General features: G+C 43.7%; 10 protein-coding genes. 3 read left to right on the top strand and 7 right to left on the bottom strand.

The genetic code is table 11. The annotated features are described in order from the left end of the window. The first annotated feature begins 34 nt into the window (after positions 1-34). Positions 35-673 (top strand): LysE family translocator, encoded by a 639-nt coding sequence (locus CXF93_RS07275; protein WP_101061798.1) that lies wholly within the window; start codon positions 35-37, stop codon positions 671-673. 70 nt (positions 674-743) lie between these two features. Here CXF93_RS07275 and CXF93_RS07270 read toward each other — a convergent pair whose 3' ends face one another. The 7 genes from CXF93_RS07270 to CXF93_RS07240 all read right to left on the bottom strand — a co-directional run bounded on the left by CXF93_RS07270 (position 744) and on the right by CXF93_RS07240 (position 10,392). After that, a complete protein-coding gene (locus tag CXF93_RS07270; RefSeq protein WP_101061766.1) occupies positions 744-1,505 on the bottom strand; it encodes a spermidine synthase in 762 nt (253 codons plus the stop codon). Positions 1,506-1,874: 369 nt separating this feature from the next. Beyond that, positions 1,875-3,086, bottom strand: a complete 1,212-nt coding sequence (locus tag CXF93_RS07265) for a bifunctional alpha/beta hydrolase/OsmC family protein (RefSeq protein ID WP_101061765.1) — start codon at positions 3,084-3,086, stop codon at positions 1,875-1,877. A 331-nt stretch (positions 3,087-3,417) separates the two neighbouring features. Next, entirely contained in the window at positions 3,418-4,050 is a 633-nt protein-coding gene (locus tag CXF93_RS07260; RefSeq protein ID WP_101061764.1) for a copper resistance protein CopA, read from the bottom strand. Positions 4,051-4,071: 21 nt separating this feature from the next. Continuing rightward, positions 4,072-7,245 (bottom strand): efflux RND transporter permease subunit, encoded by a 3,174-nt coding sequence (locus tag CXF93_RS07255; protein ID WP_101061763.1) that lies wholly within the window; start codon positions 7,243-7,245, stop codon positions 4,072-4,074. Further along, entirely contained in the window at positions 7,245-8,792 is a 1,548-nt protein-coding gene (locus CXF93_RS07250) for an efflux RND transporter periplasmic adaptor subunit (RefSeq protein ID WP_101061762.1), read from the bottom strand. The genes CXF93_RS07255 and CXF93_RS07250 overlap by 1 nt, the downstream gene beginning before the upstream one ends. An 8-nt stretch (positions 8,793-8,800) precedes the next feature. Further along, entirely contained in the window at positions 8,801-10,057 is a 1,257-nt protein-coding gene (locus CXF93_RS07245; RefSeq protein WP_101061761.1) for a TolC family protein, read from the bottom strand. Positions 10,058-10,095: 38 nt separating this feature from the next. After that, complete coding sequence (locus tag CXF93_RS07240; RefSeq protein WP_157824428.1) at positions 10,096-10,392, bottom strand: hypothetical protein; 297 nt, start codon at positions 10,390-10,392, stop codon at positions 10,096-10,098. Positions 10,393-10,714: 322 nt separating this feature from the next. Between CXF93_RS07240 and CXF93_RS07235 the strand changes: the two genes are divergently transcribed. Together CXF93_RS07235 and CXF93_RS07230 are read left to right on the top strand one after the other, a co-directional pair. Next, the gene (locus CXF93_RS07235; protein WP_232784137.1) at positions 10,715-11,038 is read left to right on the top strand and encodes a hypothetical protein; all 324 of its coding nucleotides are present in this window, start codon (positions 10,715-10,717) and stop codon (positions 11,036-11,038) included. Positions 11,039-11,263: 225 nt separating this feature from the next. Continuing rightward, a complete protein-coding gene (locus CXF93_RS07230) occupies positions 11,264-11,704 on the top strand; it encodes a DUF411 domain-containing protein (protein ID WP_101061758.1) in 441 nt (146 codons plus the stop codon). The last annotated feature ends 480 nt before the right edge of the window (positions 11,705-12,184 follow it).

The following is a 12,184-nucleotide window of genomic DNA, read 5'->3' as shown; positions in this document are numbered from 1 at the left end:
TTATACATAGACTTTGCCTAATAGAGTAACAATGATGCACATTTTAAATTTCGAAGCGTTTTTGATTGCGATCACCATTTTGACACTAACACCGGGTCTTGATACCGCGCTGGTGATCCGTAATAGTAGTCGCTCGGGATTCGTAGATGGGTGTGTGACGAGTCTCGGCATTTGCTCGGGGTTGTTTGTGCATGCGATGTTCTCGGCGCTTGGTATCTCGGCTATTTTGTTACAATCGGCCGATCTGTTTCAATTAGTGAAATGGGTTGGTGCGGCATACCTAATCTGGTTAGGTCTTGGCAGTCTTCGCGCTATCTACAAAGGTAGCAACAAAGTTACAATGCTTCAGGAAGATAATGCGTTATCTAGCTCTAGACGTTCATTGCGTGAAGGCTTTCTATCTAATGTGCTTAATCCTAAAACGGCGATTTTTTATCTCGCGTTTTTACCGCAATTTATCGATCTTAATCACTCACCGATTGTGCAATCTTTTACCATGGCAAGTATCCATTTTTTAATCGCTATGGTCTGGCAATGTAGTTTAGCTTTTGCCATTAATTCAGCCAAGAAGCTGTTTAAAAGCAGTGCCATGATGAATTGGATGGAAGGTGTAACAGGCGTAGTGCTGATTGCATTAGGTGCGAAGTTATTGTTATCGGATGACAAGCTTTAGTTTTTCTTTGATCGCTGGAGCTAAGCCACTCTTGTATTACGCTGCTTAGCTCAGCTGAAAATGTATGTCCTTACCAGCCTTGGCTATCACACAGTAACTGGGCATAACGTGCTATCGGAATGTTCATTTCTTCTTGCAACAATGTCCCTTTCTCAAGTAACTCTTCTCGGCTTATCGACGGCATATCATTTTTGAATGCCAGTACAACCGTATTGTGACTGTCGACATCGAAACTGATTAATTGCTTGTCAAATTCTAGCGCCAGCAACTCATCTAACTCTTTGCGTAACTCCAGTGTGGTATGACAGATATTGAGCACTAGCACACCTTGCTCGTTGAGTGCATTTTTACAATCACGCAAGTAGGATAGTTGTACTTGTTTCGGTTCCATACCTTGTGAGTTGTACAGATCTGAAAAGATAATATCGCTTTTCACGTCGGTGTTTTGCATGTAGTTCACCGCATCGTCGATATGAATGACAAGGCGATCTGTATCAGGTAAGTAAAAGTATTCTTTTGCGGTCTGCGCAACCGCTGCACGGTATTCAATCGCGTGTACGTTCAAGGCGGGGAAACTATGAAGCAGGTTCTTGGCCATTGAACCCGCGCCCAATCCCATGATGGTCGCTGTTGTTACGCTAGGGATAAACAATAATCCCGTCATCATGGCTTGGGTGTAGCCGAGATGTAAGCCATTAATTTTTTTAAGTTTCATACAACTTTGATAGATTTTGCCATCAAAGCTGAGAATGCGGCTGTTCTTGGTTTCGTAAACATAAATTGGGCCGTGCTCATCTGCTATCGATGAGATGCAAGTTCCTTTGATATCCATGGTATTTTAATATCTCTTAAGTACGTGCATATAACTGATTAAGCATTATAGCGGAAAATGAGGTAATAGAAGTCATATCACAATATTTCAATGAATTTAGCTTGAAAGGTAAGTTTCGGTGTTATTTTGTGAGGTGTGTAAAGAGTTGGTGTATTAAAAAAGGCACGTATAAAAATACGTAACTACAATATGACAATGTAACTCTAATGGGATAGGAATATCATGAGACAATTCTTATTAAACATATTTAAGAACAAACGAAAATCTGTGTGTTTGAATGAAAGATTAAAGCATGCAATGATTGAAAACCCAAAGAGAGAATAAGCTGCATGCACCTTCACGGTGCAGTATTTCCGTCTGTAATAATGATTAAATAATGTCATCCACCAGTGTCGTCACCACTTGTGGATTACTGTGTAATGTTCGATGTACTGGACACCTGTCTGCGATCTCCATGAGTCGTGTTTTTTCGGCATCACTTAATGGCCCTAACAGCTGTACTTTACGGATTAATAACTCTATTTGTTGGTTCGGTTCCGTCACATTACTGGCATCTTTTATATAATCACGCTCGTGAGATAAAGACACTTCGACATGCTCAAGTGGGATCTTTTTGTGGTTGGCATACATTCTAATTGTCATGGCGGTGCAAGCACCTAACGCTGCCAATAAATGCTCGTAGGGATCGGGGCCTGTATTTTGCCCTCCGGCCTGTGTGGGTTCATCGGCATACCAGCTATGATGATCACTAAAAACGGACTGCTGAAATTTATGATCTAATTCTGCGACGGTAATGTGTCCTTTAGTCACGCTTGGGCGGGTGATATCGGCTGCGGGGATATAGCGACTTGCCCATCCTGAAATTGTTTGCGCGACATATTCACTGTCTATTGATTTTGATAACAAATGGTCGGCGGTATCTAAGCTGACAAAACTTTTCGGGTGCTTGGCTGCTTTATAGATTTTCTCGGCATCGGCAATATCGACGGTTAAATCAATAGGCGAGTGTAAGACCAGTAACGCCTTATTCAGATGCTGTATATGCTCTGTGGTTTGGCTACGTAAGTCATCGATAAATTGTTTTTTAATGGTGAATTCTCGCGGCCCTAAACTTACTTTGGCACTGCCACTTTGTTCTATTGTGTCGAGGTGGGCATCAAAGTTGTGTATCACATGACTGGCTTCAAACGGTGCGGCAATGGTGACGACTGCTTTTACTTTTGGCAGTTTGCCTGCCATCGCTAAAACGGCGGCGCCACCGAGACTATGTCCGATTAATAACTGCGGTGCTTGATGCTGCTGTTCAAGAAACGTAGCAGCGGCAAGTAGATCTTCGGTATTGGATGAAAAATTGGTATTGGCAAAATCCCCATCACTATTGCCTAATCCGGTGAAGTCAAAGCGGAACACTGCAAATCCATGTTGCACCAAAAATCGGCTAATTCGCGATGCGGCGGCGACGTCTTTACCACAGGTAAAACAGTGAGCAAATAATACATAGGCTCGTATTGGTTGGTCGGGCGTCTCAAGTAAGCCCGCGAGGTTTTGTCCTTGACTCGGAAATTCAACTTTTGTTCTCATCGATTTTATCCTAGGTTTGTAATAAACATGTCGGAGAAAAGCCACTCAATGCTTTACCCATAATTTGAAAGTCGTTTATGGTGCTTTCTTATCTGTAATCGCATCTGTAATCGCATTTGTAATCGAATCTGTAACGTATAAGTATAGTTGTAGTTACAGCGCTATTTGTCCATAAGCTGAAGACTCATTCATGCATATTTTTAAAATTTGGGCGTGAGAATGCAGGAAAAGATAAGTAGTGTTAGTGAGGGGTTGTGTGAGCGAGTGTTATTGAAATAACCAAGCTGCCACATGATTAATGACAGCTTGGTTACTGGAGGACTAGTGGGAATTAGTCACATTTAATACGATATGCTTTATGGCTTTTCTTAGTGTGTTGCTTGATTTCATTCAGCACAGTTTTAACTTCTTTTTTGCCGTCTGCTGTTTGTAATTGTTTAAACAGACCGGTCAATTTTTCAATGCCTTGCTGATAGCCCTGATGCTGCATATGAGTTTGGTGGTCCATGCCTGGCATATTATCCATTTGGCTATGGTCCATCGCAGGCATATCCTTATTCATCGCAGCCATGTCATGATCCATAGCAGGCATGTCGTGATTCATAGCAGGCATGTCGTGATTCATAGCAGGCATGTCATGGTTCATAGCAGGCATGTCGTGATTCATAGCAGGCATGTCATGGTTCATAGCAGGCATGTCATGATTCTTCAGCTTTGTCGGAACTTCATTTCTCGCCTTCATTGAATTGGCGATTAACTTCGTTACCTGAGCTTGCATAGCCGTGGCATCGCTACGCTTAAACGCCGCGACATAGGATTTTAAGTCGTCATTCATTTCTTTCATCACGCCGCTTAGCTGAGTATCTTCACAGTGCGTTTCGCCATCATGAGCGAATACTGGCAGACTTAGTGCAGCAGACAGTACCAGCGTTCCTGCTATGGTTTTTGTCATCTTTTTTAACATGGTCTATTCCTTGTTTTTATTTTAATTGTTAATTGTAGTTGTTAGTTTTTTATTAGAGGTTGCAGTACTGTCATCGTCACCGGTCATGATTGATTTCAAACTGAACTGTTTCCACAGGTAGAACATGGCCGGTAGTACCAATAAGGTCAGCACTAACGCTGAAGCCATACCGCCGATCATCGGTGCGGCAATACGCTGCATCACTTGTGAGCCAGTACCTTCACCAAACATAATGGGCACAAGGCCGATGATAACAGTCGCGACGGTCATCATCACTGGACGTACCCGTAAGCCAGCACCTTCCATTATTGCCTGACGTAATTTGGCTTTGGTTAGCTGGCCAGCTGCAATAGCCGCATCGAGTGATTGATTTAAATAAACCAACATGATGACACCAATCTCAACGGCAACACCAGCGAGGGCGATGAAACCAACACCGACTGCAATCGAAAAATTATAGTTGAGCAAGTAAAGTAACCAGATACCACCGATCATAGCCAGAGGTAAAGTACCCAAAATCAGTAATACTTCACCGACACGTCTAAATGCCAGATAGAGTAATAACACGATAATAGCGAGTGTGGCAGGGATCACCACCGTTAAAGTTTCCTTCGCACGCTGCATATACTCGTATTGACCAGACCAGGTAATAGAATAACCAGCAGGCAAGACGAGTTGTTCTGCCACGGCTTGTTGTGCGTCTAGTACATAAGAGCCAAGGTCGCGGCCAGCGATATCAACATAGATCCAACCGTTAGGACGGGCGTTTTCAGTTTTTATCATCGGCGCACCATCTTCGACATAGACGTTAGCGACATCGCTTAAGGCAATACGAGCGCCTTGCGGTGTGATTATCGGCAACAACTTCATTTGCTCTATGCTGTCACGGTAGGTTTGTGGATAACGCACATTAACCGGATAGCGTTCTAAGCCTTCAATGGTCTGAGTAACATTCATCCCGCCAACTGCGGTAGATACAACGGCTTGCACATCTGCAATATTAAGACCATAACGTGCGGCTTTTGCGCGCTGAATATCGACCTTAACATAACGGCCACCGGCGACTCGCTCGGCATAAGCAGAGGTTGTACCTTCAACGTTAAGCAATATTTTTTCTATGTCTTTACCAATTTTTTCTATTTCCGCTAGTTTCTCTCCGGCTACCTTGATACCGATAGGGGTTTTGATACCAGTGGCTAACATGTCGGTGCGGGTTTTGATTGGCATTACCCAGGCGTTGGTGACACCAGGGAACTTGATCAACGAGTCTAATTCTTCGCGTAAACCTGCAGATGTCATGCCGTCTCGCCACTGATCTTTGGGTTTTAAACTGATGAAGGTTTCTATCATCGTTAATGGCGCGGCGTCTGTTGCTGTTTCTGCACGTCCAGCTTTGCCCCAAACGCGTTCCACTTCAGGCACGGTTTTGATCAATTTATTGGTTTGTTGCAGCAATTCTCTGGCTTTACCGATACTGATCCCCGGATAGGTAGTCGGCATGTACATTAGATCACCTTCATCTAGAGGTGGAATAAATTCACTGCCGATCTTGTTTACCGGATAAAAGCCGACGACAAGTAAACCTGCAACCAGGAATAACAGCAGTAAAGGTGCTTTTAAGCTGAATGTTAGTAGCGGTCGATACAGGGCAATAAGACCACGATTAATCGGATTTTTGTGTTCTGGTAGTACCTTACCGCGAATGAAGTAACCCATCAGGATAGGCACTAAAGTCACCGCGAGTCCGGCTGCTGCTGCCATCGAATAGGTCTTCGTAAAGGCGAGGGGAGAAAACATCTTGCCTTCTTGTCCCTGCAGTGCAAATACTGGCACGAAACTAAAGGTAATGATCAGTAGGGAAAAGAACAGTGCTGGACCGACTTCGGATGCAGCTTTGCTGATCACCTGCCAACGATTTTCATCCGTCAACGGTGTTTTTTCCATGTGTTTATGCACATTTTCAACCATCACGATAGCACCGTCGACCATAGCACCAATGGCGATAGCGATACCGCCTAATGACATGATGTTGGCATTAATACCCTGCCAAGACATGACGATAAAAGCCACCAAAATACCGACGGGTAAACTGATTAAGACCACCAGTGAGCTGCGGATGTGGAACAGGAATACCGCGCACACGACAACGACCACTAGAAACTCTTCAAATAGCTTTTCGTAGAGGTTTTCTACTGCATTATCGATCAGGGTAGAGCGATCGTAAGTCGGAACAATTTCAACACCTTCCGGTAAAGATCCCTGCAACGTTTTAAGTTTAGCTTTGACGGCTGCAATGACATCACGGGCATTTTCGCTGTAACGCATGACGATGATACCGCCAACAACTTCACCTTCACCATTAAGCTCCGATACACCACGGCGCATTTGCGGCCCGATAACGATGTCGGCCACATCACCGAGTAATAACGGCGTGCCAGTTGCGCTCAGTTTTAACGGGATGTTTTTCAGATCTTCAATAGAACTGATATAACCATTGGCGCGCACCATATATTCCGCTTCAGCCATTTCAATCACACTGGCGCCTGCTTCTTGGTTGCCCTGTTTTATGGCGTTGCTAATGGCAGACAGTGGAATTTGGTAACTGCTTAATTTATCTGGGTCAACGCTGATCTGGTATTGTTTGACCATACCGCCGACCGTAGCCACTTCCGATACACCCGGTACGGTTTGCAGTTCATACTTTAAGAACCAATCTTGTATACTGCGTAATTCGCTAAGATCATGATTACCGCTGGTATCGGTTAACGCATAGGAATAGACCCAGCCAACGCCTGTTGCATCAGGTCCTAATGCTGGTTTGGCTGTGCTAGGCAGATTCGGTGTTACCTGAGAAAGGTATTCAAGCACCCGAGACCGAGCCCAGTACATATCTGTACCATCTTCAAAAATGACATAAACATAAGAGTCGCCAAAGAAGGAGAAACCACGCACTGTTTTTGCACCTGGTACGGATAACATCGCGGTGGTTAGCGGGTAAGTGACTTGGTCTTCAACTACTTGTGGCGCTTGTCCTGGGTAACTGGTTTTAATTATCACCTGTACATCGGAGAGATCTGGGATCGCGTCGATCGGGGTATTTTTGACTACAAAGCTACCGTAGACAATAATAATAAAGGTCGCTAACAAGACTAGCATCCGATTGTGGATCGACCATTCAATAATGCGTTTGATCATTACATGTCACCTTCTACGTCGTCATCATCAAAGTCTAACCAATCCAAAGCGTCATCACTATCAATTTCAGTATCTGAATTAGTACTAGTTTCAGCCTCCGTTTTTTGCTGCTCCATGTCGGAGTGATCCATTGTCGAGTGGTCCATAGCTGCATGGTTCATGGCCGAATGATCCATCGCCATTGCAGGTTGTTGTGGTGATTGTTGTTGCGAAGAGACTGGATCGATGCGACTAAAGTCTGCTGTTAAGCTAGATTCAGAATCTATCAGGAACTGAGCACTGGTCACGACCTTGTTCCCGGCGGCTAACCCAGTCATTACTTCAACATAACCCGCTGATTCTCGTCCTATCGTAACCCTGACAGATTGATATTGACCGTCGCCTTTGGCCAGTACTACCCGATCAAAATTGCCAGCACGGATCACGGCTTCGCGAGGTACCTGTAAGCTGGTGGACTGAGTTTGGCTGAGCAATTTCAGCTTGGCGAACATATTAGGTTTTAGCTGTTTATCTTCATTACTAAATTTAACGCGGACTTTCAGTGTTCGAGTCGCTGCGTTTAATTCTGGATAGATGTAATCAACCTCGCCATGCCAAGTTCTGCCTGGGAAGCTATCAAGTTGCATTTCACCCTTATCGCCGACTTGTACTAAACCTGCTTGCGATTCAAATACTTCAGCTTGCAGCCAGATCTCATCTAACTGTCCCGCTTCGATGATCTGTGCGGCTGGCGTGATGTAAGCGCCTTCACGTACGCCTAACTTGGTAATAAAACCAGACTCAGGTGCGAAGACCGTGACATTCTGTTTGGCTTTGCGCTTGCTGCTAATCTGACGGATCTGCTCTTTGCTGATACCGAGTGCAGACAAACGGTTTTTTGATGATGAAATTAAGGTTTTATTGCCGATACGTAATGCATTGAGCAACTCTTCTTGGGCTTTAACTAATTCAGGGGAATAAAGTGATAGTAGTTTTTGGCCCTTCGTTACTTGCTCTCCTTCTTCTTTGATGTAGAGCTTTTCTATCCAACCAGATACGCGGCTATTAATTTGCCATAGCGTATGTTGATTAAACTCGAGCAGACCCACGGTATTGATTTGTGGGATGAAGGGACGCTGGCTGACGGTTTGAGTGCGCACGCCTAAATTGTTTTCTACGCGTGGAGAAATGGTGACTAACCCTGCATCACTTGCAGCTGCAGATGATTCGCCGTAGACAGGGACAAGATCCATGCCCATCGGTGATTTACCGGGCTCATCGCGACGATAATTGGCATCCATCGGAGCGACCCAATACAGCGGTTCTTTCTCTGCTGACGCTGACACTGGAACATCGGGATAAACTGGCACGAGATCCATGCCCATCGGTGATTTACCGGGTTGATCACGGCGATAGTTGGCGTCCATTGGTGCTACCCAATAAAGAGGCGTGGCTTCGGCACTATTAGCCGCACTATTAGCGAAACTATCAGCTTGATAAGTTGTAAACCAAACACCTGCGGCCAACCCGAGGGCAAGCGTAATTGAACTGGCTATAATTGTTTTCATGAAAACCTCTATAATGCTTGAAAATAACGAATGCGGGCTAATGTTTTTAGACTCTGAAAATGCAGTTGCTGGTATTCCAGCTCTAGCGCTTGCTCATCCATAAATGCCTTGATGATTTGTTCAAAGTTATTGGTATTGAGCTGATAACCTTGTAAGGATGCTTCGGTATTGCGTTTGGCATGAGGAAGTAGCGTATCCTGATAGCGTTGCAGTCGAGATTCGGTATTCAGAAAATTGGCGATAGCACCGTTTAAAATGCCATTGAATTTAATCAATAGCAGATCTTTCTCTGCTTTTTTGATGCCCTTACCCTGGGTGGCCGCGATGACAACTTGGTCTTGGCGATTACCGGTAAACAAGGGGATATTCATGGTGACAGAACCACTGAGTAAATCACTGCGCGCTGATCCTGTTGTCATGTCTAATGCTTCTCGGTGGCCGTAACCCACATCGACTTTAAAAGCCGGTTTATAGGATTCATTGGCTATTTCGATGGTGTTTTCAGCCACATCAATAGCTTGCTGCGCGGCCAGTACCTGAGGATGGCTTGCTAGCAGTTGATAATGCACAACCTTACCTTGCTTGGCATAATCACGGCTTGTTTGCCATTCAGGAATTTGTGAGTCGAGTTGTTCGAAAGCTTGTGAACCAATCCACGCAAGCAGCTGGCCACGTAATGCCTGCTCTTGTTGAGCGAATGCTGCAATTCTGTCGTCGAATTTAGCCAGCTCGAGTTCGGCATTAATAAGGTCTTGATTTTGCTTATAACCGAGCTCAAATTGACGGTAGAGGTTATCTACATTCAACTTAAATAAGGCTTGGTTTTTTTGCAAAATCTGTTGAGCGAGTTTGGTAAAGCGGATATCAAACCACAGTTCTCTGATCTGTAACTTTAGCTCGGCCTGGCGATTGGCTGACAGTTGCACGCTTTGCTGCGCCTGCAGGTTGAAGTTGTTGGCGTTTAACGCCAGCGTATCCCCGCGAGAAAACTGTTGTGACATACCGATACTAAACTGCGTCATGGGATCGTCAGTTAATGAGAAACTGTCTATCGGTACATTGGCGAGGCCGAGTTTTATCATCGGATCCGTCAGTTGTGACGAACTGATCGCTTGCGCTTGAAAACGGGTCTGCTGAGCAGTATAGATCTGCGCTGTTGGATCGCTGTGCAGGGCAAGATCTTCCGCGACAGATAGCGTTAACAGCTGAGCATTAACATTAAATGTAAATAACGTTAATAGCCCAAAATAAATTTTGGATGGCATTTTTATTCCTTATTAATTGATTTTTAGAGTAATTAAAATCAACCAATAAGAGGGGGACGATATAAACTTTCTGGATGTTGTTCAGGGAGAAAGGCAGGGGAATACAATACGGACGTTGTTTGAGCGCTGCTCGCAACCATTAATACATTGATGCTGATAAAAGGCAGTGAGCTAGCTGTGCTGCAATTGCTACTGTTGGACATATCACAACTACTTTCAGTCACGGTAGTAAGCTCCGCACTGGTTGACATATCATTCATTTGACAGTGGTTGTCGGTGTTAACGTCTGCACTGTCTTGCTGAGCCGTCGCAACTTTAGCCATCATTCCTGGCATTGTGTTCATATTGCAGGGGATATTTGCAGACATAACGTGGCTGTTCATTGCCTGAAGAGGTAATGAAAATGAGTTTATTAATAATAATAAAACCAAAGCCAAGGCGCGCATGAAAGACATCTTTTAATGAAAGTACATGTAATTTAAGCATTACCCCTATGGTAAGGTCAAGAGGGTAAGAGCAAGTTTTTGCGGCGCTGTTTATTTATACACCGCATATTGACAATATAGCAGGTCTTATAGATAATTCATCGTAATTAAGTAAGAAGAGTTTGTGATGCTAATACCAAGGCGTGTAATTAAGGTGATCTGTCTGTTGCTAGTGAGTATTGTACTCTCGAGCCAGCTTGCCTATGCGCCACTTTCTGCTCATGAACGGTCAAATAACATTGCAGCCATCGATAATGCTATGCATTGTGATGCCGGGCAGATGATGGCTAACAACGCAAAAGATAACTGCTGTGATTCTTTGGAAAGTAATATTGAAAATCAATGTTGTTTCTCCAGTGCGACCACAAGTTATGCCATTATTTCATTATCCCCTTTGAATACCGGTCAGCCTTACACGCTAAGCCTGATCCACAATGATTCATTCCAAGCTCGTTTTGCCATCCCAGATCTCCTATATCGACCTCCTATCGCTTAACATTTGTTAATACCACACTCCTGCTTGTTGCTGAATTTTCATCAATTGAGATTGAGATTGAGATTGAGATTGAATCAGATGAGGCCAAAGTAGACCACTGCAATTCAGTCAATGCCAAAAGAGCAATGATTGAACTAGTCTATAAGTAGAGTGTGTTAGCTAGCCAAATTAAGTGATATATAGTAAGTCATATATAGTAAGTAATAGATATTTAGGGAATTTAAAATGAAAACAATTACAAAATTAATTGCAATATTAGCATTCAGCTTTAGCGCTGTCGCATTCGCCAAACCAACTATTGAGTTATACAAATCACCATCATGTGGTTGCTGCGTTGAATGGGCAGATATCATGGAAGAAAAAGGCTATAAAGTGAATGTGCATCACCAACGTGATTGGTCAGCAGTGCAGAAGAAATTCGGTATGCCGAGTAACTTACAGTCTTGCCACACGGCTGTTGTAGACGGTTATATGGTTGAAGGACACGTACCAGAAAAAGACATCGCTCGCTTACTTAGCGAACGACCGACTAATATTACCGGTCTTTCCGCTCCAGGCATGCCGCAGCATTCGCCAGGTATGGCTGCACCAGGTAAGGACTACAAAGACTTTAACGTGATTGCGTTTGATAAAAATGGCAACTTGAGCTTATATAAAAAGTACTAAGATAATGAGGAAATAGAGCAGTAAGTACTGTTCTATTTTCACAATATTATTCATAATATTTCCACAACCTCTCCAGCATATCTAAACCATACTTAAACTACATCCACACCATTTCGACACCACACCAACTCTAAACCACATCTAGGTCATATATTTGCCATGAAAAGTAAGCTGGATTTATCACAGTGATAATGACTTATTTACTGCTGATGGTCGATTAAACCCCGAGCTATGAGAATTATACTCAGATTTTTGCCGCTGACCATGTACTGCTTTCAGTGGTTCAAACGATGTATTGGGGGGAGGGGAGTATTCTTGCTAACTAAGCGCGCTACAGGGCGTAATTTAGTGACTGTTAAAATAGATGCCATTACCTATAAGGAAGTAATAAAAAGAGGTTGTGGACAGATTCTTTACAGAGCGCTATCTTATCTAATACAACAAATCACAAAATAAGTGATAAAAGGATGAAGCCAAGGT

This window comes from Moritella sp. Urea-trap-13, assembly GCF_002836355.1.
In the GTDB taxonomy this organism is placed as follows: Bacteria; Pseudomonadota; Gammaproteobacteria; order Enterobacterales; family Moritellaceae; genus Moritella.
This window is presented reverse-complemented; position numbering and strand designations above follow the sequence as displayed.

Bases quoted from the DNA above. Each gene is read 5' to 3' on its own strand.
- CXF93_RS07250 (WP_101061762.1), bottom strand. From the start codon at position 8,792: ATGAAAACAATTATAGCCAGTTCAATTACGCTTGCCCTCGGGTTGGCC.
- CXF93_RS07270 (WP_101061766.1), bottom strand. From the start codon at position 1,505: ATGGATATCAAAGGAACTTGCATCTCATCGATAGCAGATGAGCACGGC.
- CXF93_RS07275 (WP_101061798.1), top strand. From the start codon at position 35: ATGCACATTTTAAATTTCGAAGCGTTTTTGATTGCGATCACCATTTTG.
- CXF93_RS07230 (WP_101061758.1), top strand. From the start codon at position 11,264: ATGAAAACAATTACAAAATTAATTGCAATATTAGCATTCAGCTTTAGC.
- CXF93_RS07260 (WP_101061764.1), bottom strand. From the start codon at position 4,050: ATGTTAAAAAAGATGACAAAAACCATAGCAGGAACGCTGGTACTGTCT.
- CXF93_RS07255 (WP_101061763.1), bottom strand. From the start codon at position 7,245: ATGATCAAACGCATTATTGAATGGTCGATCCACAATCGGATGCTAGTC.
- CXF93_RS07245 (WP_101061761.1), bottom strand. From the start codon at position 10,057: ATGCCATCCAAAATTTATTTTGGGCTATTAACGTTATTTACATTTAAT.
- CXF93_RS07240 (WP_157824428.1), bottom strand. From the start codon at position 10,392: ATGCCAGGAATGATGGCTAAAGTTGCGACGGCTCAGCAAGACAGTGCA.
- CXF93_RS07265 (WP_101061765.1), bottom strand. From the start codon at position 3,086: ATGAGAACAAAAGTTGAATTTCCGAGTCAAGGACAAAACCTCGCGGGC.